Below are 26,484 nucleotides of genomic sequence, written 5' to 3'. Positions count from 1 at the left end.
ATCTAATAATTTATTGAAACAAGATGGCAACTACTGCAGATTTGCGCAACGGATTGGTAATAAATTTCAACCATGATCTTTTTCAGGTGATTGAATTCCAGCATGTTAAGCCAGGAAAAGGCAATGCTTTTGTCCGTACGAAACTGAAAAGCCTTACATCCGGAAAAGTTCTGGACAACACGTTTTCATCCGGTGCCGGCATTACGCCGGTTCGTGTGGAAAGACATAAATTCCAGTTTCTGTACAAAGATGACGTTGGTTACAACTTCATGAATTCGGAAACTTTTGATCAGGTTTTAATTGACGAAAAACTCGTCACCAATGCTGATCTGATGAAAGAAGGACAGGAGGTTGAAATCCTGATCAATACTGAAAATGACGCCGCTCTTTTGTGTGAATTGCCTCCTTTTGTGGAACTGGTAGTAACTTATTCTGAGCCCGGCTTGAAAGGAGATACGGCCAACTCACCCAAAAAAGCTATTGAAGTAGAGACAGGCGCAAGAATTATGGTCCCTTTATTTATCGAAGAAGGACAAAAAATCAAAGTCGATACCCGCACATACGATTACGTAGAAAGAGTAAAATCATAATTTTATTTACTGGAAGGTAAATGCCCCGCTAAATCCGCTTATTAGTAAGCCTTTACGGTTTCAACCTTCACAGTTTAAATTTGACTAAATGGAAACCAAAGAAATTCAGAAATTGATTGACTTCATCGCCCAGTCCGGCCTTGATGAAGTGAACATTGAAACAACAGATTTGAAAATCAAGGTGAAGCGTTACGGATCTGCTCCGGCAGTGGCTTCCGCTTCGGCACATACTTCGGTTCCTGCGCCAACCTTTGCGCCAGCAGTTCCTACAACAGCTGTGACACATTCAGCACCGGCTGAACCAGCTTCCGCTGAACCGGCTTCTTCAAATCTGGTTACCATCAAGTCCCCAATGATCGGCACTTTCTACCGTGCATCCAGCCCTGAAACACCGGCTTTTGCCAGCATCGGAGATGAAATCAAGCCAGGAAAAGTAGTTTGCGTTATTGAGGCAATGAAACTTTTCAACGAAATCGAATCAGAGATTTCAGGGAAAATTGTGAAAATCCTGGTTGAAAATGCTACTCCTGTAGAATTTGACCAACCATTGTTCCTGGTTGAACCCATTTAAGGGCGATGAAAGATCTGTAAAACTTAATTGATTTTCATGTTTAAAAAGATACTCATTGCCAACAGAGGAGAAATTGCTTTACGCGTAATCAGAACTTGCCGTGAAATGGGCATCAAAACGGTCGCAGTTTACTCTACTGCCGACCGCGACAGCCTTCACGTACGTTTTGCCGACGAAGCAGTTTGCATAGGCCCGCCCCCAAGCAGGCAGTCATACCTAAGTATTCAGAATATTATTTCCGCAGCCGAAGTTACCGGTGCAGATGCGATCCATCCGGGATATGGCTTCTTATCGGAAAACGCGGAATTCTCTCAGATATGTGCCGATTACGGTATCAAGTTCATTGGCGCCACCGCCGCTCAGATCAACGGTATGGGCGACAAAGCGACTGCCAAAGCCACAATGATCAAGGCGGGAGTACCTGTGGTACCAGGGTCGGAAGGACTGCTTGATTCCATTGAGCACGGCAAAAAGCTGGCGGAAGATATCGGTTATCCGGTAATCGTGAAAGCAACAGCCGGCGGCGGAGGCCGAGGCATGCGGATTATCAACAAACCCGACGATTTCGAAAAAGCCTGGAATGATGCCCGTACTGAATCAGCAGCAGCTTTTGGGAATGACGGCTTGTACCTTGAAAAATTTGTCGAAGAGCCACGTCACATTGAAATCCAGATCATTGGAGATCAGTTTGGAAAAGTTTGCCATTTGTCGGAACGTGATTGTTCTATTCAGCGCCGTCACCAGAAACTTGTGGAGGAAACTCCTTCTCCTATTATCACACCCGAACTTCGTGAAAGAATGGGTGCAGCCGCTATCAAAGGTGCGCAGGCGATAGGTTATGAAGGAGCGGGAACGATTGAGTTTCTTGTCGACAAGCATGGTGAATTCTTCTTTATGGAAATGAATACCCGTATCCAGGTAGAACATCCTATTACAGAAGAAGTTACTGATTTTGACCTGATCAAAGAACAGATAAAAGTAGCAGCAGGAGAGCCGATCTCCGGAATTAATTATACGCCAAAGCTTTTTGCTATGGAATGCCGGATCAATGCTGAAGATCCAGCGAACGGTTTCAGACCTGCTCCTGGTAAAATCACCAATCTGCATTTCCCGGGCGGACACGGTATCCGTATCGATAGCCACGTTTACAGCGGCTACTCGATCCCGCCAAATTACGACTCTATGATTGCGAAGCTGATCGTCAGCGGACAATCCCGGGAGGAAGTGATTACAAGAATGAAGCGTGCTTTGCAGGAGTTTGTGATTGAAGGTATCAAAACCACAATTCCTTTCCACATCAAATTAATGGATGATCCCGGTTTCAAATCAGGTAATTTCACAACGAAATACCTCGAAACATTCGATTTTTCAACGCTTTGATCTGATATTGTTGTTTAATAAAAAACCTGCGGAAGCTTATGCTTTCGCAGGTTTTTGTATATAATATCCGGCAGAAATACCGTGACTTTTATCCAATCATAGCCAGCATCTTCGTAGTTGCACCAAGTCCTCCCTTAATTGTCCTCACAGAGGGCGTACCATGATAATACCCTGCCAAGTGCAATGTATCGTAAGCTTCATTCAGGTATGATAGAAGCGTCTTATTATATTTTCGCAATCGTATCCGATAATCGTCGATACTTTTTGGCTTGATAAACTTAATCCCTTCTTTCTTTTTTAGATATTCATCTACAATCATTAAAGTAGCATTGTAAGCCGTTCCCGATGCCATCTGTACATATTTTATATCAAGATATTCGTTTCCGTCCTTACCCGCCTTGGTACTTAAAATCTCTCTGGCGTTGGCCAGATACCGGTCTATTTCAGGGTATGATGCCATGTGTGTTTTTTTCTCAAATATATAATTAAAAAAATAACCCCGGACCATTGGGGCTATTCAATCGGGCAATCCTAATCTACACAGTTTCCGGTAACATATATGGCGCTCTGTACTTCCTTGTCAAATATTCATTTGCTGCATCGTCTCCAACAAATTTCTCTGCGACCGGATCAAATGTTAAAGCTCTCCCGGTACGATAAGCGATATTTCCAAGATGCGCCAGTCCTGACGACAAATGTGCAGTTTCAACTGGACCGTTTAACAGCTTCGGATCTTTTGCAACGACCGCATCAATGAAATTTTTATAATGGTCTCCCCCGGCTTTCCGGCTTGGACCAGCTTTCTTTTCCTTTCCGAGGAATGTCTCATAGTAGTCGTAGCCCTTTACAACCATGTACCCTTCCGAGCCGTAAAATATATTACCAATTCCTACGCCGCCTTCTTCATTTGTCATCCACGGGCGTACTTCGAACTCAATGATTTTTTTCTCTTTCGGATAGATAAAAGATGAAGTCAACACTTCCGGGGTTTCTTTTGCATCGTTCCAAAGGAATTTGCCTCCAGATGAAGTAATCTTCTCGGGGAAAGTATCCACCCCTAATCCCCACATGCACATGTCGGTTTCATGAATACCCTGATTTCCAATATCACCATTTCCGTAATTCCAGTGCCAGTGCCAGTCATAGTGCACATAGTTTTTGGAAAAACGTTTCATTTCAGCAGGGCCTGTCCAAAGATCGTAATTCAATCCTTCCGGGATTGCTTCGGTTCCTTTGTCACCAATATCCGGACGCCACTTATACACCAGCCCGCGCGCCATATATACGTTGCCGATCAGTCCGTCGCGCAGGTGTTTCACCGCTTCTTTCAACGCTTCGGAACTCCGCAACTGAACACCATGCTGAACAACCCGCTTATATTTATTAGCCGCCTCTACCAATTTCCGGCCTTCATGCAGGTTATGTGAGCCCGGTTTTTCTACATATACATCCTTACCAGCCTGGCAGGCCCAGATTGCCGCCAGCGCATGCCAGTGGTTTGGTGTTGCAATGCTGACCGCATCAATCGATTTATCCTCAAAAACTTTCCGGAGGTCATTTTCAGTTTTTACTTTCTTACTGTATTTCTCTTCAAATTCTTTTGCCCTTTGCTGCACAATGTTGTTATCAGGATCGCACAAAGTGGCCACCTCCACATTGCTTAAATTAGAAAATCCTTTGATATGATCCTTTCCCCGGCCATTGACACCAAGAACGGCTACCCGCACGCGGTCGTTTGCACCAAAAGCAGATGCCGTAATGATTGAAGGAATAGAAATGGCAACAGCTGCGCCGGCGGAATTTTTGATAAAGTCACGCCTGGAAACGTCATTCTCTTTTTTCATACAATATTGATTTAGGATATTGGTCTTTGTGAACGACTGCTTTGGTTTGCAATCAGTTAGACAATGTAAATTATATATTCCCTTACCTCATTATTTCCAAAAAGTACTACTCCCTTCAATATTAAATCGTAACACAGGTTACAAAATCTGCCAGACACCATAGCCGCTCACCATCAGGATCGAGATCACGCTAATCCAGAAAAATACATCATAAGCAACCGAAGGTGAAAGCGATTTGGGCAGTTCACGATACCTGAAAACCAGCGAAACATAGACGACAAGCAGCAACAATACCGAAGTGGCAATACCGCCCAGTATGACCATCATCACGGGTGATTGCAAGAACAAAAACAGGATACACCAGACTGCGGGCAATATCCAGGAAAGTATGCCGATAGTTTTACGCTGACGTTCGGCTGTATCAAATCCCATCCAGCCAAGTTCTCCGAATGCGTCTCCCCATACCCTCGCCCAGCTTGCAGTGGCTGTAAACAAAGTGGAGTACAAAACAAAAAACGCACCGACGAGAAACAGGTTTTTAGCCCAGGGCCCGAGCGTTTCGGTGAATATTTTTGAAAGCACCTCAATCATCTGATAACCTTCAGGAACACTTCCCGAACTATGTAAAACTGCTGCGCCCAGCAGATAAAATGCAGCTGTAACAATGGTATAAACCACCATGGAAAGGAGTGCATCCAGGTACATCACTTTGAACCAGCCCTTGGCCCGTGCGTCCCATTCCGCGGTCCCGTCATTGGGGCCTGTATAGGTAGCATAACCTTTTTCAATGCACCAATAATTGTAATACATGATCTCGTCCCCGCCTACGCCGGTTATTCCGAAAGCCCCAAAAGCTATTGCGACCATTCCGGCGGGAAGCGAAAACTGAAGGCCGGACTTTACCTGTTCCCAATGAATGGCATATTGAGTGCCTTGAAGCAATGCCAGCGAAATCAAAATCACTGCGGTAAAAAGCATGATCATCACCAGCGATCCTTTTTCAACCGGCCCATAATGTCCGCGATACACCAGAAACGATGTGATCATAACGGAAGCTATGGCCCAGACATTCACAGAAATTCCCGGCCAGGCCATATTTAACACAATCGCCACTCCGCCGACGATCCCTCCTACCTGTAGTAGTTTCAGCCCTTGCAACGATAACCACAACCAGATGCTCCAGTGTGTTTTTCCCAAACGCAACCCAGGCAGCCGATTGAAATTATGCATCATAAAGGTGCCGGTATAAATAGCATTTTTACCAAATTCAAGCTGTAATGCTACTTTTACCAGACAACTCAGCAAGATGATCCAGAACATCACAAAACCGGCAGTCGCACCGAGAGCCGTAGTGGCTATGAGCTCACCGGAGCCTACAATCGCTGCCGAAAGAATAAATCCGGGGCCCAGATATCGGAGTCGTCCAAAAAATGTGGTGGGAGGGGAAAGAACAGATGCCATGAACTTTTATAGAACAAAAGCTCGAAATCAGGCCGGACTACTATTAAATTCACTTTTAGTACACAAAAATGCCACGGATGCACCAATTTTCACGAATGCGTTCAAACTCCAATTCGTGTAAATCCGTGCATCCGTGGCATCAAAAAAACTATCACAGATTGCCCACCGCCTGGTGGATCTGCTTGATCGTATTTACATAATTCTTCTCGTTGGGAAGGCCAAAAAGCGATTTTTCTTTGATAATTTTTGCTACGTTTTCCGGTACAAGCGTTTCCCAACCGGGTTCCCCCCTTTTTATTTTTTCCAGCACGCTATCTGTCGTAATGTGCATGTGTTCCTTATTGTAATTCCGGATATCTTCGATTTTATCGTTGATGATCAGATACTGGAACAATGGGCGCAAATGGTCAGGAACCACAAAATTTTCACAACTATACACCGACCCGTCGGGCTGTAACGTAGGATAAATGTACAATTTAACCTTACGGCTAAACAGCGTTGCAAACGATTCCAGAATTCCTCCCTGAAGAAACTCGTAATGTTTTTCCTCAAAAATATCCTGCAGGCTCGGGCTTCCCAGCAACAGTCCCGCTTTTAGTTTGGTAAGCCTGGAAAGATACGCCACCAGACGATAATATTCATGGTGATTGGATATCATCACCATATGCCCGAGTGAACAAAGGATATCGACACGGTCAAGGAAATCCTTTTCATCAATGTCCCTGTCGCCTCCTTTGAGGTTGTGAAGTGTCAGCTCAGAAATCAGTACTACTTTCGATTCATCCACGTCCGGCTCGGCCAGGAATTGCTTCTGACCATTGCTGATTAGGTCGATATGGACATTGGTGATTGGGCGCAGCCGCCCACGCATCATCAGAATGTGTTTTTTATACAAGGCTTCCGACGGTTGTAAAACACCTCCATCCGCCCCAAACAAAGCCGCATCTGTAAATCCGTTTTTCACAAGGCGGAGACTCATGAGCCTGTTGTCCACTTTATGAAAATCAGGTCCGCTGAAACGAACCATGTCGATCTCGATCCGGTCGGATGTCAGATCGTCCATCAGCGACAAAAGCAGTACTTCGGGCGATTTATAGTAAAAAAAACATCCGTACATGAGATTAACCCCGATAATACCCAAAGCCTGCTGCTGAAGGATATTTTCATCGTCCCGCATACGTACGTGGATCACGACATAATTGGTCGGCCCCATGGGGGTTAGCTGAAACTGCAACCCGATCCACCCATGCGACTCATTGGTTTTCTGAAAGTTAAGTGCAACAACTGTATTGGCAAATGCAAAAAACTGGCTGTCATCTCCCCGCTTTTCCGAAAGCCGCTTTTCTACCAGATTGTATTCCCGGTTCAGCATTTTCATCAGCCGGGACTCCACCACATACCGTCCTCCCTCTTCCGTTCCATATATCGCATCGCTGAAAGTCATATCATAAGCTGACATGGTTTTGGCGACGGTTCCGGACGCTCCGCCTGCCTTGAAAAAGTACGCCGCAGTTTCCTGACCCGCCCCTATTTCCGCAAAAGAGCCATAAATCCGGCGATCCAGATTGATCCTTAACGCTTTTTGTTTAGTCCCAAGGTTCTTTTCGTACATAACTGTATATTAGTAGGAATGAAAAGCTTTACTTGTAAATATAAGAAAAATACCACTTTTAAATATAACCAGAACCGTACGATTATATTTTACAATTGAAAAATTCTAAAATGCTATTCCAGGAAAAATGGTGCCGGTACAATAGGGCTCTATGAAAAATACGTCGGAATTTCTCTTCACTTATGGTACGCTGATGCAAAGCTTTGACAACCCCTTTGCGGAACATTTACGTGCGCATTCTGAATTGAAAGGTCACGGATATTTCCACGGGAGGTTATATAAAATCAGCTGGTATCCGGGAGCGGTATATGATGAAAAAACTGCTTCCAGGGTGTATGGAGAAGTATATCAGTTGTTCGGGGAAAACAACTTATGGAAAGAACTGGACGAATATGAAGATGTATTGGCAGACGAAAACGCCAGTCTCTACCTGCGCAGGACCGTGCCCGTCACGCTGACGGACGGGTCGGTCGTTTCCTGCTGGGCATATCTCTACAATCAGTCGCTGGAAGGCTTGGATTTAATTCCAGACGGAGATTTCAGAAAGTATTCGGGATGAACTTATCAAACTTCTTTTGCCCTCACACTTTCTCCGATAATCCGCAGCCCGTCGAGGGTGAGCTGCATATCAATTTCTACGAATTCATCCTGAAGTGTCTCAATAATAGAAGCTAAGCCCCCCGTTGCTACTGCTATACATTCGCCGCCAAGCTCGGTTCTGATCCTTTGCAGCAGCGATTTTGCCAACCCTTCATATCCCAAAAGAATTCCTGCCTGGATAGACTGGGTAGTATTCCGGCCGATCGCAGTAGAAGGCAGCACGAGCGGGACTTCCGGAAGTTGAGCGGTATTGGCGAAAAGTGCTTTCACAGCAGTGAGCAGTCCCGGCAATATTGCGACACCGAGAATCTTGCCTTCGCGGGAAACCGTTGTGAATGTAAGTGCAGTACCAAAATCGACGATCACGCAATTCTCATGGTAACGGTTCATAACCGCCGCAGCGTTTGCGATCAGGTCGGCGCCGATTTCATGCGGATGGTCAATGGCTATTTCGAGTTCCGGGTAAGAATCAGGCCCTACCACAACAATGTCCTCTCCGAAGAGTGACCTGAGCACCCGTTGGATAATTGGCGACAAAGCAGGTACCACGCTGCTCATCACAACCGTTTCCACATCGCCGAACCAAAGCCCTGCTTCCAGAAAATGTAACCTGAGCCGGGATTCATAATGTGCTTCACTTTCCTGCGGAAGAGACCTCATCCGCCATAAATGTTCCCATTCTCCTGATTCATACAATCCAAAAACAGTATCCGTATTGCCTACATCGACGGCTAAAAGCATAAATTCTGTATTTACATTCAAAGACAAATTAAGACATTATTCAAATAAAAGTTTACCGCTTATTCATTTCACATCCTTTTCTTTTTGATAATATATAATTTTAACAAAATATTGAATAGCCTTACCCTAACCTGCTGAAACTTTAAATGAGCAAAGATTTTTACCGCCTGACTAATGATGTACGCCGACTGGCTATTTTTCGGGCTCTGACCTTTTGTATCATTTTTGGTTCAAATCAGGTTGCTCTTCGCGCGCAGAATATGCCTGAATGGCAGGATCCGCAGGTTATCAGTATCAATACCGAAAAACCTTCCGCTACATTCACGCCCTATCCCGATGAAAAAAGTGCTTTGCTTGCCGACAAGGAAAAAGCATTGGTCACTTCGCTGAATGGTACCTGGAAATTCAAATGGGCGTCGCATCCTTCCAAAGCCCAGCTTAATTTTTTTGATCCCGGACTTTCTGATGCCAATTGGGATAACATTCCGGTTCCATCAAACTGGCAGGTTGTGGCGGCAAAAGAAGGCCGATCATACGATAAACCGGTTTTCAGCAACATCAAACATCCTTTTAAGGCCAATCCCCCCCGAATTGATGCAGATACAAATGCGGTCGGTATGTACCGCACTACTTTCACGGTTTCAGATCATGTAAAGGATAAAGTCGTTTTTCTTCGGTTTGAAGGGGTTCAATCAGCCTGTTATGTATGGGTAAACGGGGTTGCCGTTGGTTACCATGAAGATGGTATGACGCCTTTTGAATTTAACATAACCGAAGATGTGAAACCTGGTGTGAACCATCTGGCTGTGGAAGTGATCAACTGGTCTGACGGAAGCTATTTGGAAGACCAGGATTTCTGGCGGCTATCCGGCATTTTCCGCAATGTAAACCTCCGTATTTTGCCCAAAGTAATGCTCACTGATTTTTCAGTGCGTACCAATCTTGACGGCAGCTACCAGAACGCCACTTTGAAACTAAGTGCTTTTGTAAAAAACTATAATCAGGAAAACATCCAAGCGCATCAGGTATTGTTCACACTTTATGATGCGAACAAAATTGTGGCTGCGCCGCCGGCAAGTCAGATGGTCGGTACGCTTACGCCCGGTAAGGAAGCAGCAGTAAGACTGGATATGCCGGTCACAGACCCCATCAAATGGAGCGCTGAGAGCCCCTATCTGTACACGCTCACGATTCAGCTTATGAATTCCGACGGGAAAGTCCTGGAAGCAGTGAGCCAGAAAGTCGGGTTCCGCGATGTAAAAGTGAAAGGTGGACAGTTGCTCGTGAATGGAAAAGCGGTCACCATCAAAGGCGTAAACCGCCATGAATTCGACCCCGAAACCGGCCGTGTTATCAGCCGGGAAACCATGGTCAGGGATATCATATTGATGAAACAGCACAACATCAACGCCGTCCGCACTTCACATTACCCGAATGATCCTGAATGGTATGACTTATGCAATCAATATGGTCTTTATGTTATGGACGAGGCTAATATTGAAAGCCACGAACTATGGAGCAGAAATATTATTCTGGCCGACAATCCGCTTTGGAAACCCGCCTTCCTGGCAAGAGGAAATGCGATGGTTGAAAGAGACAAAAACCATCCGTCGGTGATTATATGGTCATTGGGAAATGAATCGAGTATGGGAGAAAATTTCAAAGCCATGGCTGATTTCATCCGCCTCGCCGACCCTACCCGACCGATCCATTATGAGGGAAGAAAAGATTATCAGCCTTCTTCATTGAACAGTTTCGATATCATGTCGGTGATGTACCCAGCCACAAAAGATATGATTGAGCTGGTGAAAAAGGACAAAACAAGACCACTTATCCTATGCGAATATGCGCATGGAATGGGGAACAGCCTGGGTAACCTGAAAGAATACTGGGATGTCATTGAAAAATATCCGACGATGCAAGGCGGGTTTATCTGGGATTGGGTGGACCAGGGATTACGGCTCAAACGCCCGGATGGTACGCCTTATTGGGATTATTTCAATAAGATTGACGGCGGCAATGCTGGCGACGGCCTGGTTAATCCCGACCGTGTTCCCCAGCCGGAGTTGAGCGAGGTAAAGAAGGTTTACCAGTATGTTAAATTCGAGACGGCCGACACATTAAAGCCGGTAAATAAATCCATTACCATCTATAACAGTTACGATTTCCTCTCTTTAAAAGGTTTTGACCTTGTCTGGGCATTACAGGAAAATGGAAAAAATACAGGAAAGGGAGGTACGATCGGAAATTTGAATATCCTTCCGCGGCAGAAAGGGCAGGTAACAATCCCTTACGAGCTGCCTTCCATCCGCAAACCAAATTCGGAGTATTTTTTATATCTAAGCCTAAGGTTAAAAGAAGCCACCTCCTGGGCGCCGAAAGGATTTGAAATTGCATGGCATCAGGTTCCGGTAGCAAGCCCGCAGCAGCAACTTCCAAACCTAAATCTTTACACAGAAAAACCCCTGCGAATGACACAACTGACATCAGGGCGCTTTCTATTCACCGGCAGTGACTTTTCAGTAACTTTTGATAAAAAAGATGGTGGGATCGTTTCCTTCATCAAAAAAAAGGAAGAAATGCTGGAAAAAGGCCCCCATACCAATTTCTGGCGCGTACCGACAGACAATGATGAAGGCGGGGCAGAAAAAAGCTTCGCTTCCCGCTGGCGAAATGCTGGCCTGCACAGTCTTCAATTGGTTTCTTCTGATATACAGGCACACAGGATCAGCACGCACGGGTACCGGGTTACGATGAACAATTTGCTGAAATGCAGCACCGGGGAGGTAAAAACCACGACGGTCTATACAGTTTTTTCAACCGGCGATATTCACGTCCGTCATACCGGCATTCCTTTCCGCGAATGGCCTGTGCTGGCCAAGATAGGACATCAGTTTCGAATGCCAGCTTCTTTTAATAAAACCCAATGGTACGGGAACGGCCCGCATGAAACCTACTCCGACAGGCAATCAAGCGGTAAAATCGGATGGTATTCAGGAGCAGTGGCTGACCAGCATTTCCCTTATATCACACCCCAGGAAAACGGCAATAAAACCGACGTCAGATGGGCGTCGGTGACGAACCAGGAAGGCATTGGTATTCTTGCTATCAGCGACTCGGTTTTTAATTTCAATGTACAAGATTACACTGATAAAGAACTACTTACAGCAAAACAGCGCGGATCCATTTTAACCCGGAATTCGGCGACGGTAGTTAACATTGACCTTGCTCAGATGGGCCTTGGGGGAGACGATAGCTGGTCGCCCCGGGTGCATGAAAACTATCTTCTTCCGGCACGCAACTACTCGTATTCGTTCCGCCTGAAAGCGATTGATAATACTTCCAATATTGATCAGATCCTGTCCTCCGGGCTGCCGTTTATCAATAAGAAAACCGCCTCTCCCCGTACTGTTTCCAGCGAGGTAGCCGAGGCGGCAGACGATGAAGTGCAGGAAGGAGAAACCGATCCAGCCCCAGTCGTGAAGAAAGCGCCAGTCAGGAAAAAGTATTATAGAAAAAGGAGCTATTCAAGACGCCGCAGGCGATAGTTTGCACAAATCCTACTTTTTAGGCATGAGTACAAACTGTGTTTTAACGCTGATTATCTGGGCTATTTTGACAAAAACAATCTGCGGAACTTCTATTTTGTGATCAGCCAGCGGAACTTCGAAATCTGAACTTATTGTGATTTTTCCGCCTTCGATTTTCATCTTGCCGACGATTGTCCGCTCTTTGGTAACACCGTGCACTGTGAACTTTCCTGCTGCCGAAACATCATACTGACCATCCTTGGAATAGTCCGGCGCATTGGTAACCCTACCACTAAACGTCGCGGTCGGATACTTGGCGGATTCAATATAATTTTCGTTAAAATGTTCCTGCATCAGCTTGTTAGGAAATACAAAATCCCGCATGTTCATCCGGATCGCAATTTCGTTATTCGCCGTATTCAGTATTGCCTGTGACTTTTTGTTCTCGGCATTGATATTCTCGAGAGGAGTTTCTGATGAAAACCGGGTGTTGCCTGCGGCAGTGGAGTACATCCCCCCCTGAGCTAAAACTTTTCCGAAGAGCATGGCGATAACTGGCAGAGTCGCGAAAACCCTGCGAAAAAAATACATTTTCATAGTATGTTATTGGTCAGTTGACTTCTTCCTTTTATTGTTTTTGTCAAAACTGAAAGTCCGGGAAATATTAAACCCGTAGTGGATATCCCCCGCGCCCCAAGTACCCGTGGTTTCACCTATAAACTGCTTTTCGATCATGCCGAGGGAATTGGTAAAATGAAGCTGGAAAACGTGCCCGCCAGTCTCGATATCCACGCCAAATGACATAGAATCATGATATGGAGCACTAAGCGTATTTTTTTCACGGGCTGTATAAAAGTACTCTCCATTGAGCGAGACGCGTTTAGACAGCTTGAATCGCCCTCCGATCCCGACCGCCAGCAGGAGTTTTTCGTCACCTGAAACCAATGGAAGGTTACGGTACAAATACGTGGGGGAAAGCTGCAACGATAGTCGCTCCCCGAATTTCCGCGCCACCAGCACCTGCGCCACATAATACAGCTTATCCTGGAATTCGAGCTCCTTATTAACTGTTGCTACGCCGGTCCCCCCGAACAGCGTTACCGAAACAGGGATATTCCTGGCACCCGACGATTGCTGGATCAGCTTGTATTTTCCGAAAAAGTCATAAACCTTGTAGGAAGTGCTGCGTCCCAGCCCGACCATGAACTTGTCTGTCAGTCCATATTCAAACCCCATTCTCATCGTGGCCTGGTCCAGTCCGAAAAATTGATATGCGCCTGAATTGAGTGTACCAAACCGGTGAGAGATCCTGAAATCCAGATGCTTTTTTTTCATTGTTTCCACTGAATGTCCGTTGACGACACGGGTGGACTTAAAAGTGGCAGCAACCGGAACGGTCGTAGCGCTATCCTGTTTCGATAATTCCCCGAGCAGATCATCCTGAGCATGGAGAACAGTTGTTGAACACATCAAAATAATTACTAGGCGGAGTAATTGCATGGCAGTAGCGGGTTAAGCAGTAACGGTTAATGTATTTCCGTCGGCGGAAAGAGAGGTTTTGTAGGCCGTTAAGGGCAATGCGGCAGGACCTTGCTTCACGGCCCCGGCAATTGAAAATTCCGATAAATGACTTGGGCAATATACGTCATTCAAGTCTTTTCTGTATTGCACCGGATTTCCCTCATGTGTGCAAATTTTCGTGAGCGCCACATAAGCGCTTCCGGTCGTAAAAGCCACCAGTACATCTCCGATGATCTTATATTCTCCGGCAGTTTTCAAACTGGAATAAGAAGCGTTTGTGAGATCAACAGTAAAGTTGATATTGCCTCCGGTTGTAGTTCCGCTCACGCCGGAGCCTCCCCCAGGTGTCGGGTCGGGATCATCTTCTTTTGAGCCACATGAAGTCATGGTCGTCCCCAGGCAATAAAATGCCATTAATGTAGAGGTACTTAATCCCAGGCTTCTTAGAAATTCCCCCCTTTTCATTGATTCTTCCTTGTTCATCTGCATGGTGAAGTAATTGATTGTTCAGTAAAAATTAATAGGTAACAGATATTGATTTATTTAAACACAGGCGTATAACGCACTGAAATCCAAACACCTGTGGTAAACAGATTCACTTTGCCATATCCTACCTTTTTGATAGGTACCCGTACATAGGGCTCGGCGAGAAGGGAGAGTTTTTGCGAAAATCTGTATTCATAACCCGCGGATGCATTGATGTGGCTCAACCAGTACCAGCCTGTTTTACCTTCCCATTTGTATTTGGGGTCATGTACGTATTTGTCGTAATTGTATTTGTATTTTTCATTTTGCATATAGTAGGACGACATTCCTCCTCCCGCAAACCACCGCGAACGGTCGGTCTGGGAAATGTCATAACGGAGATTCAATGGTATTTCCAGAATCCTGCAAATACCATCCACACTACTAGGCAAAACCGTCTGAGGCCATTTCGATGGCCAGGTATATTCCCCCGCCCTTGCGTTGTAATCCTTTACACTTCTCACTATACCCGACTGCACAAAAAGTCTCGGGATGACCGCGTACTCTGCCATAAAAGATATTGCCGATCCCGGCTTGGAGAAATTTTTTAATCCAACCGAACTCAGATCAGGCGAATAACCAAACCTGACTGCCCATTTCGCAGTTGGCATTTTTTGCCTGGCATTTTCGACGACCGGCACTGGTGCCGGCTCCTGCGCCACAATACCAGGCAGCGGAGTTATATTATGCCAGCTCACCGGTTTTCTTTGAAGTAGTTTTGCAGAAACTGACAACCTTTCCCGCTCATCGATACTACTTGCAGCAGATGATTTTGGGCTTAAAAATTGTCCCTCGTCCGCATTTTTATGATCTGAGCCGGGATTTTCAGTATTCACCGGTAAACGTTGATTTTCAGAAAAAGCCCCGTCGCCTCCTTCCCTCTTCGAACGGTTAGGTTCTAAGTACACTCCGCCTGTATTAGAACGGCCACGGGGCAGTATTTTAATGCTTTCTTTATCCGCTCTTCTTAAGTTTTTCCCTCTGGAGGAATTCAAAGCCAAATCATTTGTAATGATATTTTCTCTTTTCTCCTGATCCTTTTCAATAGAAGAATTTACCTGCTCTTTCAATTTTCCTTCCGATTTTTCACCGTCAACCAGGCTCTCATCACCTTTTCCAACTGCCTTCTCCTCTTCGATTGTTCTCCCCTTTCCTCCTCCTTCCTCCCTTTCTCCACTTCTACCAACAACGTCCACCCGATCTACCTTCTCACTCCTGCTCTCCTGATTGTTCCAGGCATAATATATTCCTACCGGTACCAGCAAGGCCAGCAGCCCGATCGGCCACCATTTGCGCAACCATCCGAACGGGATTCTTCCATCCTCGCTATCCAGCCTTTTTTTCAGTTTATTCCAATCTTCCGGATCAAATTGTGGATCAAGCTCTTCTGATGACTTTCTGAAGAGCTTGTCCAGTTCGTCATCTGGCAACTCTATCATAATTGTCAATGTTTATTTTGGATAACATGTCTCTTAACTTTTCTCTTGCACGCGACAAATTTGATTTCGACGCTCCAACCGAAATATTCAGCTGGTCTGCAATTTCTTCGTGTGTATAGCCGTCAATGACTGAAAGACTAAAAACGATGCGATAGGAAGGCGTCAGTTTCTGTATAAGCCCCACCAGCTCTTCATGCGAAAGTTTACTGATGACTGTTTCATCAACCGATACCTGCTCTGCCATTTCCACATCCTCAAAAATATCCCTGCGAACTTCCTGTCTATAGTGATCGAGGGCTGTATTAATCATTATCCTGCTCAGCCAGGTTTTAAACGAACGGCTTGAATCAAAACTTTCGAGCTTCGTAAAAACCTTCAGAAATCCGTCGTTGAGTATTTCTTTTGCCTCCTCCCTGCTGCGTGTATAGCGCAAACAAATGCTCATAGCGTATCCGTAGAACTGCTTGTACAGCAGCTCCTGACTACGGCGGTTTCTCTTCAAACAGCCGTCGAGTAGTTCATGGAGAACGGCGGAGGTATACTCGGGCATGCTATTTTGCTTTTTTTTACAAATACGTCGAAACCAAATTGATGGTTGCGTGTTTGTCTGATAATATTCAAATCCTGCACGTGAATCGGTCTCCGCAACAGGCATATCACTCAAAAATTGCCACACATCCTTTTTATCACGAGTCTCGGCAATTATTATGTATTTTTGCAACTATAAATATACATTATTGAAAATCAGCATTTTGATTCTCAATAATTATCAAACCACACTTCGGAATAACCGCTCGTATAAGAATTTGTAATGGCCAGGAATGATATAAATGAACAACCTTCTCCTTTTTCGGTTAATAAAATAAACTGGGGAGGACTTAAAACGACACTGGATCTTTTCAGTTACCTCAAGCCCTATAAAGGCACCTTCATAGCGGGACTTGTTTTTCTCGCACTTTCTACAGGCACGTCGCTTGCCTTTCCCAAGCTTGTGGGCAGTATCATAGAGGTGATCGAAGGGAAATCCGAATATACCATTAACCAGATCACAGTTTTCCTGTTCTTTATCCTGATTTGCCAGGCGCTGTTTTCCTATTACCGGATCTACCTTTTCACGAAAGTGAGTGAACTGGCAATGAACAATATCCGTACCGATGTTTTCAGCAAGATCATAACGCTCCCCATCGCATTTCTGGAGCAGCGGCGCGTGGGCGAATTGACCAGCCGGATTACTTCCGATGTTTCCCAGCTTCAGGGATTGTTATCATTTACGCTTGCGGAGATTTTCAGGCAGGTAGCAACGCTGATCGTCGGCGTTTCAATACTTTTTTACACTTCCTGGAAACTAACCCTCTTTATGCTCGCGACATTTCCGATCCTCGTAGTAGCCTCCATGTTTTTCGGACGGCACATGCGCAGGCTGTCCAAAAAGGCGCAGGATGAACTTGCAGCAGCCAATGTGGTTGCCGAAGAAACCCTGCAGTCTGTGAATGTCGTCAAAGCTTTTACGAACGAAAATCTGGAAGTGAAGCGCTATAAAACCATTTTGGACCGGGTAGTAGACCTTTCTCTTTATGCAGCATCGTTCCGGGGCGGATTTGTTTCCTTTATCATTTTCGCATTATTCGGAGGAATTGTAGGTGTGATATGGTACGGCGCCGGACTGGTACAAGCCGGGGAATTCGGACTTTCCGACCTTTTTACTTTTATCCTTTACACCACTTTTATTGGCGCTTCGATCAGCGGAATGGGTGATCTGTATGCGCAGATTAATAAGACAATCGGGGCTTCTGAGCGACTTTTTGAAATTTTGCAGGAAGATTCGGAAGTGATTATCAAGGATTCCGATACTACTCCTACCGCAATTGTCGACGGAAACATTTCTTATCAGGATGTCCATTTTTCTTATCCTTCACGTAAAGATTTGCCGGTTTTAAAAGGAATTTCTTTCGACATCAATGCCGGAGAAAAAATAGCATTGGTAGGATATAGCGGCGCGGGCAAATCGACGATCATTCAGCTGCTGATGCGTTTTTACGATTATCAATCCGGGGAGGTCACAATTGACGGAAAGCTGCTTTCTGATTACGGTATTACTGAACTGCGCAAAAATATTGCCATAGTGCCCCAGGAAGTCATGCTTTTTGGCGGCACCATTTATGAGAACATTGCTTACGGAAAACCGTCTGCTTCCCGGGATGAAATATATGATGCTGCGCAAAGAGCCCATGCACTGGAATTCATCGACTCTTTTCCTGAAAAATTCGAGACGGTCGTCGGCGAGCGGGGCATCAAGCTGTCGGGCGGGCAACGTCAGCGTGTGGCGATTGCCAGGGCAATTTTGAAAAACCCAAAAATTCTGATTCTTGACGAAGCAACCAGTTCATTGGACGCGGAGTCTGAGAAGTTAGTCCAGATTGCATTGGATGAGCTGATGAAAAACCGGACCACGATCGTCATTGCACACAGGCTTGCCACCATACGTAAAGTAGATACCATTTATGTGATCCGTGAAGGCCGGATCGCCGAGTCGGGATCACATCAGGAATTAACATTATTGGATAATGGTCTATACGCAAATCTGATCAAGTTGCAGTTTGAAACTGTGGAAAGCAATTGATGGAAAACGATAAGGAATTTAACAAAACACCCTCTCAGATATTTTTTGAAGCCGAGCTGGACAAAGCCCGGCAGGCAGAAATCAAGGCCAGGAAAAAATTTGAATTGCTGGCTATCGCCAGGCTGATTGCATTCGGAAGCGTTCTGGCGCTGGGCTGGGCATGGCACAAAACCGATGCGTTCTATTGGGCATTGGGAGCAGCAGCTGTGTTTTTAACATTTCTTATTCTGATGCGTTACCAGCAAGCCGCCCGCCGGGAAAGGGATTTTCAAAAAAACCTGCAGCTGGTCAATGAAGATGAAATCGAGCGGTTATTCTTTCGTTTCAAAAGAAGCGACACAGGCATCCAGTTCCAAGAAAAAGACCATGCTTACTCAACCGATCTTGACATTTTCGGTGAATATTCTCTTTACAAATTATTAAATCGTACCCGCACCGCCGAAGGCAGCAGGAGGCTGGCAAACTGGCTTAAAAACCATGCTTCCATACAGGAAATAACTGTGCGTCAGGAAGCTTCATATGAATTTTGTAAAAATCCGGACCAGATCCAAAGCTGGGAGGCAACGGCAATGTTGCATAAACATGCCGCACAGCAAGTAGGCGAATTCCGTGCCTGGTCGTCCGAAACCCTACCCGACCGGCTCAGCTCCCTGCTTCGTTTGCGCTGGTGGCCGCTGGTGACCATTCTCATTATTGGCCTTGCCTTGGCCAAAGTGATCGCTCCCTGGGTGATTGCAATTAGTTTTGCAGTTCATTTTTTTATCCTGAAACAATTTTTCGCAACGATACAGTCGATCACCAACCGTACTACTTCGCTCGGGCAGACGCTGGTCGCCTATGCTGATTTGTTAAAAAATGCCGAGACTGCACCCTTTCAGTCTAAATGGTGGCTCAAAAGAAAGGCGCTGATTAAGGGATCTTCCCAGGCATTGAACCATGCGGGCAACCTTTTTGAGCGCCTCGATTATCGAAATAATCCTTTCTTTTCTCTTTTTGTAGGCATACCGACACTTTGGGACGTCCATTGCCTTGCCGGGCTTGAAGGATGGAAAAAGACGAATCAATCCAATCTATCGAACTGGCTTGACGTGCTGGCTGATACCGAAGCGATGAACAGCATTGCAGGCCACGCGTTCGCAAACCCGGACTATATCATGCCTCAGGTTGTTGATCAAAAACCGATTTTAATTGAAGCTGTTTCTCTGGGCCACCCGCTTATACCCGGCAGTAAAAGGGTGAGCAATAGTTTTGTGCTGGAAGGAACGGGCCATACCGTACTGGTTACAGGCTCTAATATGTCCGGGAAAAGTACTTTTCTGCGGACGCTCGGGCTCAATATTGTGTTAGCTCAAATGGGCGCGGTAGTGAGCGCGGTCGATTTTTCCTGTTCCCCGGCCAGGGTTTTCAGCAGCATGCGAACACAGGACTCTCTGGAAGAAAGTACTTCTTCATTTTATGCAGAGCTGAAAAGACTTAGAAAACTGCTGGAACTGGCCGATGAAAATACCGACAGCCCTGTTTTTTACCTGCTGGACGAAATCCTGAAAGGTACCAACTCAACCGACAGGCATCGCGGGGCCGAAGCATTGATCCGGCAACTACACGAAAAAAATGCTTCCGGACTTGTATCCACGCACGATCTGGAACTAGGCGAATGGGGTGCTACAGAAAACTATGTACACAATTACCATTTCCGCTCGGATGTGGAAGAGGGCAAACTGCATTTCGACTATCAGCTCCACAAAGGGATATGCCGGAGCTTTAATGCATCCGAGCTCATGCGCATGATGGGTATTCATGTGGATTTTAAGGATATAAAACGTTTTGAGTAACTTTACTGATTAGATTTACGTTTTTAATAATAAATTTTGATTTTTAATAATAACAAGTAACGATTACCGGAACCTGAATGGAAGTATTAATAATGGCAGGACAGCTCATTCTGGGCTTGTCAATTTTGGTAGGATTGCATGAGTGGGGGCATATGGCTGCCGCAAAAATGTTTGGGATGCGGGTGGAAAAGTACTTTATAGGTTTCCCTCCAAAAATATTCAGTTTTCAGAAAGGCGAGACGGAATACGGGATCGGTGCGATTCCTTTGGGAGGATTCGTCAAAATATCGGGAATGATTGATGAATCCATGGATACGGATGCTATGAGCAAGGAACCTCAGCCATGGGAATTCCGTTCGAAACCTGCCTGGCAGAGGCTGATAGTAATGCTCGGTGGGATTATTGTCAACGTGGTTGTCGGTATTTTTATATTCATAGTGATCGCGTATAATGAGGGTGACAGGTTTCTTTCGAGCGCGGAAGTGAACAAATACGGGATCGTTGCAGGAGAACTTGCCCAGGAGATTGGGCTTAAAACGGGCGATAAAATTGTAAAAGTCAATGGAAAGCCTTTTGCCAATTTCAGTGATGTAGTGAGTTCGGAGGTTTTTCTTGGCAGTAACAGCTCATATACCGTCAACCGCGACGGAAAGGAAATTGAGATTGACATACCGAATAACTTCATAGAGAAACTTTCCGATCCGGAAGAAAAGGGAAACTTCATCCGGCCACTTGAACCATTCAGAATCGGGGAGTTGGTACCGGGGTTGCCGGCCGAGAAATCGGGTTTGAAAACGGGCGATAAAGTCGTTTCCATAAACGGTACACCGATCCGGTTTTTCCATGAAATGCAAGCTGAACTGCAAAAGTTAAAAGGCAAAAGTGCCACACTGGTAGTACAGCGCGGCAATGAGCAAAAGACAATTCCGATGTCAATTACCGACGAAGGCACCATCGGTATCATGTCTGAAAGCCTTTTGAACTACACAACCGTCGACTACACTTTGGGCCAGGCAATTGCTATCGGTACGCAGGACGCTTTTGGCGTAGTTTACAACAATATCAAAGGTTTTGGTAAAATTTTCCGCGGCGAAGTTTCTGCTTCCAAAGCACTGAGCGGCCCGATCGGGATCGCCCGGATGTTTGGCGGGATCTGGGACTGGGCGCGATTCTGGCAATTGACAGGTCTGCTCTCCATGGTGCTCGCTTTTATGAATGCATTGCCTATTCCTGCCCTGGACGGCGGCCATGCGGTGATTTTATCCTATGAAATCGTTTCAGGGCGTAAACCTTCAGATAAATTTCTTGAAAATGCCCAGAAGGTTGGAATGGTCCTTTTACTTGGATTGATGGCTTTTGCGATTTTCAATGATGTCTGGAAGGCTGTTTTTTAAAATGGGGAAGGGAGAAAAGGGACGAAGAGGAGGAAAGGGACGAGGGGGAAAAAATTCTTTTTCCATCCTCCTTTCCTCCTTCCTCCTTTTATCCCTGCCCTTCCTTTCCTTCAAACCGAAGCACGAATACCACGTCAGTGTAACGCAGATGCAATTCAATCCGGCACTTAAATCCTTCGAAGTAAGTCTCCGAATTTTCACTGACGACCTTGAACGGGCATTGTCCGAAAACAATGGGAACAAACGGTTTACCATTAAAAACGACGATCAGAACGACAAGTTTGTGCAGCAATACATCCAAAAATCCTTTGCCTTCACAGACAGTCAGAAAAAAACGGTTGCCTGGAAATACATCGGTAAGGAACAGGAAGAGGATGCTACATGGGTCTATCTTGAAATCCCTTTTCAAGGTACTTTGAGTGGTTGTATATTACAGAATAGCACGCTGATGGACGTTTTTGAGGATCAGGTCAATATGACAAACGTCAAATACGCAGCAGAAAAACGGACTTTCCTATTTAAAAAAGGCCAGGCTGTACATTTCCTCTAAAATATGATGTTTTAAAGTGAAATGCCTGACACGGTCGCTTGTGGCATGGCTATTTTGTTATTATATTCCCTTTCTTTTGAGAGTCATTATTTATATATTGGGAAAAGATTATCTGTCATATTGACAGAATGCCTATGAAATTCGAACCTTCTGACTTGTATAGTCGGCTTCTCATGTCCGATTCGGATATGGATAGCCTTGAAATTGTCCCTCTTGGTGGCCCCGACGGCTCCGATGAGCCTCTTGAACTCCCTAATGAACTTGCGATATTGCCGATCAGGCAAACAGTGCTTTTCCCAGGAATGGTAATCCCCGTAACCGTAGTCAGACAGAAGGCCATCAGGCTGGTGAAGAAGATATATCGTAATTCGGACATTAATCAGCGTATTCTGGGAGCGGTCACTCAGGCTATTCCTAATAAGGAAGATCCTACCGCAGAGGATTTATACAATATCGGAACAGTGGCACAGATCCTGAAAATGATCACGCTTCCTGATGGAAATGTGACTATTATCGTTCAGGGAAGGCAGCGTTTCGAAATTAAGAATATTGTAAATGAAGAACCTTATCTGACTGCCGAAGTGCGGGCTATTGAGGATTCATTTGTGGGACCGAACAAAAAAGAATCAAAAGCCCTTCTGCAATCATTGCGGGACGGCGCGCATAAGATCATGCGGCTGAATCCGGAGATTCCTCAGGAGGCAAGAATCGCGCTGGACAACATTGAAAGCCCGATTTTCCTGATCCATTTTCTGTCTTCCAATATCAATGTGGAAGTGGCTGACAAGCAAAAATTACTGGAAGAAAGAAATGGCCATAAGCAGGCTACGCTTTTGCTTCAGTACATGATGCGGGAAATTGAAATGCTTGAACTGAAACGGGAAATCCAGACCAAGGCAAGCTCGGATATTGACCAGCAGCAACGCGATTATTTCCTTCGTCAGCAGATCAAAGTTTTACATGACGAGCTCGGAATGGACAGCCCTGAACGAGACCTGGACGATATCCGTTTGAAAGCCAGTCAGAAAAAATGGTCTGATACGGTTCGCAATCATTTTGATAAGGAAATTAACAAGCTGCAGCGTATCAATCCTATGGCTCCGGAATATCCGGTAACCATGAATTACCTGGAAACGCTGGTTGATCTGCCCTGGGGCCAGTATACCAAGGACAACTTTGATTTGGTTAGAGCGCAGAAAGTGCTTGATGCTGATCACTTTGGCCTTGAAAAAGTGAAGGAAAGGATTATTGAATATCTGGCAGTTCTGAAACTGAAAGGCAATCTCAAAGCACCTATTCTTTGCCTGTACGGCCCTCCCGGAGTTGGTAAAACATCTCTTGGAAAATCGATATCAAAGGCCTTAAACCGGGAATACATCAGAATGGCGCTGGGTGGCGTGCATGATGAAGCAGAAATCCGTGGACACAGGAAAACGTACATCGGTGCAATGCCTGGAAAAATCATCCAGAACATTAAAAAAGCCGGTTCAGCAAATCCGGTTTTTATTCTGGATGAAATTGATAAGGTGAGCTCCGACTACCGCGGGGATCCTTCTTCGGCACTTCTGGAAGTGCTCGACCCCGAACAAAACTCTTCTTTTACAGACAATTACCTTGAAGTAGAGTATGATCTTTCCAAAGTTTTGTTTGTAGCCACAGCTAATGCACTGGACACAATCCACCCTGCATTGCGCGACCGGATGGAGATCATCGAAATGACGGGATATACCATTGAAGAAAAACTTCAGATTGCCAAACGCTACCTCGTTCCCAAGCAGCGAAAAGACCACGGATTAAAATCAACCGATATAAAAGTTGATGATGCTGCACTTGTGCGTATCATTGAAGGTTACACTCGGGAGTCGGGTGTGAGAAATCTTGAACAAAAAATTGGCACGGTCATCCGTAAAATAGCCAAGTCTGTGGCTATGGAGGTTGACTATCCGAAAACCATCAAGTCGGATCAGGTTGAAAAATATCTGGGTGCTGAGATTTTTGATAAGGACCTTTATCAGGACAATGACTTTGCAGGCGTGGTTACCGGACTCGCATGGACTTCGGTGGGCGGTGAAATTCTTTTTATTGAAACCAGCCTCAGCCGGGGAAAAGGAAACCTCACCCTGTCGGGCCAATTAGGTGATGTAATGAAAGAATCTGCGGTGGCAGCATTGTCTTATCTGAAAGCCAACGCCGACCGCATGGGAATTGATTACAGGATATTCAATCATTATGACCTGCATGTCCATGTTCCTGCCGGCGCTGTTCCGAAAGACGGCCCGTCTGCCGGTGTCACAATGGTTACTTCCATGGCTTCGATATTTACCCAAAGACGTGTGAAACCGTTTATCGCGATGACCGGGGAAATCACTTTAAGAGGTAAAGTATTGCCTGTTGGCGGTGTAAAGGAAAAGATACTTGCTGCGCGGCGCGCGGGTGTAAAAGAGATTATACTTTGTGTCAAAAACCGTAAGGATGTGGAGGAAGTACCGGCCAATTACATCAAGGATCTTGCTTTCCATTATGTAGATCAAATTGATGAAGTGTTGGAAATCGCCCTTCTTCCCGAAAAGGTTAAGAACGCCACCACATTTATTTTCCCGGAAGAAAAGAGAGAAAAAGCCGAGAGCGGCTATGCTACACTGACCGCATAGTTTAATTTATATAGAAGGCATTTTAAAAACCCTTTACAACAGAGGCGCTTAATTGCGTCTTTTTTGTTAAGGGTTTTTGTTTTAAAATACCGTCAGTATTCCTGAACATACAATTATTATCGAAATGTCATCACAGCGCCTTTCACCCGACCTACTAGACCAACAACCCGGAATTTTACCAAATCACAACACACTTCTTGCCCTGCCGGAAAAAATCATTCAGTTTGGGACAGGTGTGCTGCTGCGCGGGCTACCCGATTATTTTGTGAACAAAGCGAACCAGCAAGGGCAGTTCAATGGAAGGATTGTTGTAGTGAAATCAACCGGCAACGGCGGAACTGACGCTTTTGCAGAACAAAAAAATATCTTCTCTCACAGTATCCGAGGTATTGAAAATGGCAGACAAATCGACGAGACCGTCATCAACACGGCCATCAGCCGCACACTTTCAGCAAACACACACTGGGCAGAAATCCTGAAATGCGCCCATGATCCTGAAATCAGAATTGTTATTTCCAATACAACCGAGGTGGGAATTCAGCTTACAGACGACGATATCTTTGCATCTCCCCCTGCGTCGTTTCCAGGCAAGCTAACCGCCTATTTATACGAGCGTTTCAAAACATTCGGTGGTTCTCCGGAATCAGGAATGGTTATCGTACCTACCGAGCTTATTGTTGGAAATGGCCCCAAACTCCGCGCCATTGTGTTGGAACAGGCCCGTCGTCACGCTCCGGAAGATGCGTTTCTAAAATGGCTTGAAGAAAATAACCATTTCTGCAGTTCGCTGGTAGACCGGATCGTTCCGGGCAAACCGGACGCTGACACCATTGCTGAAATATCTGCAAGACAGGGCTTCAAAGATGATCTGATGATCGTTTCGGAGGTGTACCGGCTATGGGCAATTGAAGGGGATTCGCATGTACGTTCTGTTTTAACATTTGCAGAAGCCGACAACGGAGTTATCATAGAGCCAAACATAGATCTTTTCCGTGAATTGAAGCTTCGTTTGCTAAACGGTACGCATACGCTTGCCTCAGGTCTGTGTTTTCTGCAAGGGCTTAACACTGTCCGCGAAAGCATGGAAAATGCAGAGACCGCGGCATTCATTGCAGATGTCATGTTGAAAGAACTGGCTCATGCTATCCCCTATGCAGTTGATGAATCACGCGCACAAGAATTTGGGAACCAGGTCCTGGACCGCTTCCGAAACCCTTTTATCCGTCACCAGTTGATTGATATTACAGTTCAGTACACCGCTAAGATGAAGATGCGCAACATCCCAACTTTGCTAAATCATTATAAAAACTCAGATACCGTACCGGTGCTTTTTGCAAAAGGCTTTGCGGCCTTTCTGTTATTTATGAAACCGGTTTTACATCGGGAAAACAGCTTTTTCGGTGATCGGAACGGAGAAATGTATCCGATCCGTTGCGACTCGGCAGCCTACTTTGACGAAAAATGGAAGAATGCATCGTCCCCTCTTGATCTGGCGCAGGAAGTATTGAGTGATGTTTCGCTTTGGGATGCTGATCTGACCTTGTTACCAGGCTTCGCAGACACCGTAAAGGAGCACATGACCGAGCAACTCATTGTAAAATAAACTATTAAGTCAAGGCAGGA

The 26,484-nt window shown here is 45.5% G+C and carries 21 protein-coding genes; 11 read left to right on the top strand and 10 right to left on the bottom strand.

Annotated features, from left to right (window positions below):
* Positions 1-23 precede the first annotated feature (23 nt).
* The 3 genes from efp to accC all read left to right on the top strand — a co-directional run bounded on the left by efp (position 24) and on the right by accC (position 2,541).
* On the top strand, positions 24-590 hold the full coding sequence (gene efp / locus FBF61_RS18390) for an elongation factor P (RefSeq protein WP_138479911.1): 567 nt from the start codon (positions 24-26) through the stop codon (positions 588-590).
* 88 nt (positions 591-678) lie between these two features.
* A complete protein-coding gene (accB, locus tag FBF61_RS18385) occupies positions 679-1,161 on the top strand; it encodes an acetyl-CoA carboxylase biotin carboxyl carrier protein (RefSeq protein WP_138479909.1) in 483 nt (160 codons plus the stop codon).
* Positions 1,162-1,197: 36 nt separating this feature from the next.
* Entirely contained in the window at positions 1,198-2,541 is a 1,344-nt protein-coding gene (gene accC / locus FBF61_RS18380; protein ID WP_138479907.1) for an acetyl-CoA carboxylase biotin carboxylase subunit, read from the top strand.
* Positions 2,542-2,629: 88 nt separating this feature from the next.
* On the opposite strand, the gene FBF61_RS18375 is transcribed toward accC, so the two are convergent.
* The 4 genes from FBF61_RS18375 to FBF61_RS18360 form a co-directional block, all read right to left on the bottom strand.
* On the bottom strand, positions 2,630-3,001 hold the full coding sequence (locus FBF61_RS18375; RefSeq protein WP_138479905.1) for a DUF5618 family protein: 372 nt from the start codon (positions 2,999-3,001) through the stop codon (positions 2,630-2,632).
* A gap of 76 nt (positions 3,002-3,077) precedes the next feature.
* Positions 3,078-4,385: a Gfo/Idh/MocA family protein gene (locus FBF61_RS18370; protein ID WP_138479903.1), complete on the bottom strand. Its 1,308-nt coding sequence runs from the start codon at positions 4,383-4,385 to the stop codon at positions 3,078-3,080.
* 138 nt (positions 4,386-4,523) lie between these two features.
* Positions 4,524-5,846, bottom strand: a complete 1,323-nt coding sequence (locus FBF61_RS18365; protein WP_138479901.1) for an Nramp family divalent metal transporter — start codon at positions 5,844-5,846, stop codon at positions 4,524-4,526.
* 151 nt (positions 5,847-5,997) lie between these two features.
* Positions 5,998-7,458, bottom strand: a complete 1,461-nt coding sequence (locus FBF61_RS18360) for a TonB-dependent receptor (RefSeq protein WP_138479899.1) — start codon at positions 7,456-7,458, stop codon at positions 5,998-6,000.
* Between the two features lie 151 nt (positions 7,459-7,609).
* Here FBF61_RS18360 and FBF61_RS18355 point away from each other — a divergent pair, with 151 nt between their 5' ends.
* The gene (locus FBF61_RS18355; RefSeq protein WP_138479897.1) at positions 7,610-8,017 is read left to right on the top strand and encodes a gamma-glutamylcyclotransferase family protein; all 408 of its coding nucleotides are present in this window, start codon (positions 7,610-7,612) and stop codon (positions 8,015-8,017) included.
* Positions 8,018-8,022: 5 nt separating this feature from the next.
* On the opposite strand, the gene FBF61_RS18350 is transcribed toward FBF61_RS18355, so the two are convergent.
* Positions 8,023-8,799 carry a type III pantothenate kinase gene (locus FBF61_RS18350; protein WP_138479895.1) on the bottom strand — a complete coding sequence of 259 codons (777 nt, stop codon included), beginning with the start codon at positions 8,797-8,799 and terminating at the stop codon, positions 8,023-8,025.
* Positions 8,800-8,945: 146 nt separating this feature from the next.
* Between FBF61_RS18350 and lacZ the strand changes: the two genes are divergently transcribed.
* A complete protein-coding gene (gene lacZ, locus FBF61_RS18345; protein ID WP_138479892.1) occupies positions 8,946-12,347 on the top strand; it encodes a beta-galactosidase, LacZ type in 3,402 nt (1,133 codons plus the stop codon).
* Between the two features lie 12 nt (positions 12,348-12,359).
* Here lacZ and FBF61_RS18340 read toward each other — a convergent pair whose 3' ends face one another.
* From FBF61_RS18340 to FBF61_RS18320, 5 genes are read right to left on the bottom strand one after another with little or no spacing between them, the layout of a single operon-like run.
* On the bottom strand, positions 12,360-12,920 hold the full coding sequence (locus FBF61_RS18340) for a YceI family protein (protein WP_229215118.1): 561 nt from the start codon (positions 12,918-12,920) through the stop codon (positions 12,360-12,362).
* Between the two features lie 12 nt (positions 12,921-12,932).
* Positions 12,933-13,829: a DUF5777 family beta-barrel protein gene (locus FBF61_RS18335; RefSeq protein WP_138479891.1), complete on the bottom strand. Its 897-nt coding sequence runs from the start codon at positions 13,827-13,829 to the stop codon at positions 12,933-12,935.
* A 12-nt stretch (positions 13,830-13,841) separates the two neighbouring features.
* Positions 13,842-14,333 (bottom strand): QcrA and Rieske domain-containing protein, encoded by a 492-nt coding sequence (locus FBF61_RS18330; RefSeq protein WP_310590279.1) that lies wholly within the window; start codon positions 14,331-14,333, stop codon positions 13,842-13,844.
* Positions 14,334-14,389: 56 nt separating this feature from the next.
* The gene (locus FBF61_RS18325) at positions 14,390-15,814 is read right to left on the bottom strand and encodes a putative outer membrane beta-barrel protein (RefSeq protein ID WP_138479889.1); all 1,425 of its coding nucleotides are present in this window, start codon (positions 15,812-15,814) and stop codon (positions 14,390-14,392) included.
* Positions 15,795-16,364 (bottom strand): RNA polymerase sigma factor, encoded by a 570-nt coding sequence (locus tag FBF61_RS18320; RefSeq protein ID WP_138479888.1) that lies wholly within the window; start codon positions 16,362-16,364, stop codon positions 15,795-15,797. The genes FBF61_RS18325 and FBF61_RS18320 overlap by 20 nt, the downstream gene beginning before the upstream one ends.
* A 261-nt stretch (positions 16,365-16,625) precedes the next feature.
* Between FBF61_RS18320 and FBF61_RS18315 the strand changes: the two genes are divergently transcribed.
* The 6 genes from FBF61_RS18315 to FBF61_RS18290 all read left to right on the top strand — a co-directional run bounded on the left by FBF61_RS18315 (position 16,626) and on the right by FBF61_RS18290 (position 26,464).
* A complete protein-coding gene (locus FBF61_RS18315; protein WP_138479887.1) occupies positions 16,626-18,434 on the top strand; it encodes an ABC transporter ATP-binding protein in 1,809 nt (602 codons plus the stop codon).
* The gene (locus FBF61_RS18310) at positions 18,434-20,266 is read left to right on the top strand and encodes a MutS-related protein (RefSeq protein ID WP_138479886.1); all 1,833 of its coding nucleotides are present in this window, start codon (positions 18,434-18,436) and stop codon (positions 20,264-20,266) included. Before FBF61_RS18315 ends, FBF61_RS18310 begins: the two co-directional genes overlap by 1 nt.
* Before the next feature lie 77 nt (positions 20,267-20,343).
* Positions 20,344-21,660 (top strand): RIP metalloprotease RseP, encoded by a 1,317-nt coding sequence (gene rseP / locus FBF61_RS18305; RefSeq protein WP_138479885.1) that lies wholly within the window; start codon positions 20,344-20,346, stop codon positions 21,658-21,660.
* Between the two features lies 1 nt (position 21,661).
* Complete coding sequence (locus FBF61_RS18300; protein WP_229215117.1) at positions 21,662-22,210, top strand: DUF6702 family protein; 549 nt, start codon at positions 21,662-21,664, stop codon at positions 22,208-22,210.
* Between the two features lie 134 nt (positions 22,211-22,344).
* Positions 22,345-24,861 (top strand): endopeptidase La, encoded by a 2,517-nt coding sequence (lon, locus tag FBF61_RS18295; protein WP_138479883.1) that lies wholly within the window; start codon positions 22,345-22,347, stop codon positions 24,859-24,861.
* Positions 24,862-24,985: 124 nt separating this feature from the next.
* Entirely contained in the window at positions 24,986-26,464 is a 1,479-nt protein-coding gene (locus FBF61_RS18290; RefSeq protein ID WP_138479880.1) for a tagaturonate reductase, read from the top strand.
* The last annotated feature ends 20 nt before the right edge of the window (positions 26,465-26,484 follow it).

This window comes from Dyadobacter bucti, assembly GCF_005869225.1.
GTDB classification, from domain to species: domain Bacteria; phylum Bacteroidota; class Bacteroidia; order Cytophagales; family Spirosomataceae; genus Dyadobacter; species Dyadobacter bucti.
Note: the sequence above shows the minus strand (reverse complement) of the source record. Positions and strands in the feature narration are given on the sequence as shown.

Coding starts and splice junctions, on each gene's coding strand:
- efp (WP_138479911.1), top strand. CDS start 24: ATGGCAACTACTGCAGATTTGCGCAACGGATTGGTAATAAATTTCAAC.
- accB (WP_138479909.1), top strand. CDS start 679: ATGGAAACCAAAGAAATTCAGAAATTGATTGACTTCATCGCCCAGTCC.
- accC (WP_138479907.1), top strand. CDS start 1,198: ATGTTTAAAAAGATACTCATTGCCAACAGAGGAGAAATTGCTTTACGC.
- FBF61_RS18375 (WP_138479905.1), bottom strand. CDS start 3,001: ATGGCATCATACCCTGAAATAGACCGGTATCTGGCCAACGCCAGAGAG.
- FBF61_RS18370 (WP_138479903.1), bottom strand. CDS start 4,385: ATGAAAAAAGAGAATGACGTTTCCAGGCGTGACTTTATCAAAAATTCC.
- FBF61_RS18365 (WP_138479901.1), bottom strand. CDS start 5,846: ATGGCATCTGTTCTTTCCCCTCCCACCACATTTTTTGGACGACTCCGA.
- FBF61_RS18360 (WP_138479899.1), bottom strand. CDS start 7,458: ATGTACGAAAAGAACCTTGGGACTAAACAAAAAGCGTTAAGGATCAAT.
- FBF61_RS18355 (WP_138479897.1), top strand. CDS start 7,610: ATGAAAAATACGTCGGAATTTCTCTTCACTTATGGTACGCTGATGCAA.
- FBF61_RS18350 (WP_138479895.1), bottom strand. CDS start 8,799: ATGCTTTTAGCCGTCGATGTAGGCAATACGGATACTGTTTTTGGATTG.
- lacZ (WP_138479892.1), top strand. CDS start 8,946: ATGAGCAAAGATTTTTACCGCCTGACTAATGATGTACGCCGACTGGCT.
- FBF61_RS18340 (WP_229215118.1), bottom strand. CDS start 12,920: ATGTATTTTTTTCGCAGGGTTTTCGCGACTCTGCCAGTTATCGCCATG.
- FBF61_RS18335 (WP_138479891.1), bottom strand. CDS start 13,829: ATGCAATTACTCCGCCTAGTAATTATTTTGATGTGTTCAACAACTGTT.
- FBF61_RS18330 (WP_310590279.1), bottom strand. CDS start 14,333: ATGAACAAGGAAGAATCAATGAAAAGGGGGGAATTTCTAAGAAGCCTG.
- FBF61_RS18325 (WP_138479889.1), bottom strand. CDS start 15,814: ATGATAGAGTTGCCAGATGACGAACTGGACAAGCTCTTCAGAAAGTCA.
- FBF61_RS18320 (WP_138479888.1), bottom strand. CDS start 16,364: ATGCCCGAGTATACCTCCGCCGTTCTCCATGAACTACTCGACGGCTGT.
- FBF61_RS18315 (WP_138479887.1), top strand. CDS start 16,626: ATGGCCAGGAATGATATAAATGAACAACCTTCTCCTTTTTCGGTTAAT.
- FBF61_RS18310 (WP_138479886.1), top strand. CDS start 18,434: ATGGAAAACGATAAGGAATTTAACAAAACACCCTCTCAGATATTTTTT.
- rseP (WP_138479885.1), top strand. CDS start 20,344: ATGGAAGTATTAATAATGGCAGGACAGCTCATTCTGGGCTTGTCAATT.
- FBF61_RS18300 (WP_229215117.1), top strand. CDS start 21,662: ATGGGGAAGGGAGAAAAGGGACGAAGAGGAGGAAAGGGACGAGGGGGA.
- lon (WP_138479883.1), top strand. CDS start 22,345: ATGAAATTCGAACCTTCTGACTTGTATAGTCGGCTTCTCATGTCCGAT.
- FBF61_RS18290 (WP_138479880.1), top strand. CDS start 24,986: ATGTCATCACAGCGCCTTTCACCCGACCTACTAGACCAACAACCCGGA.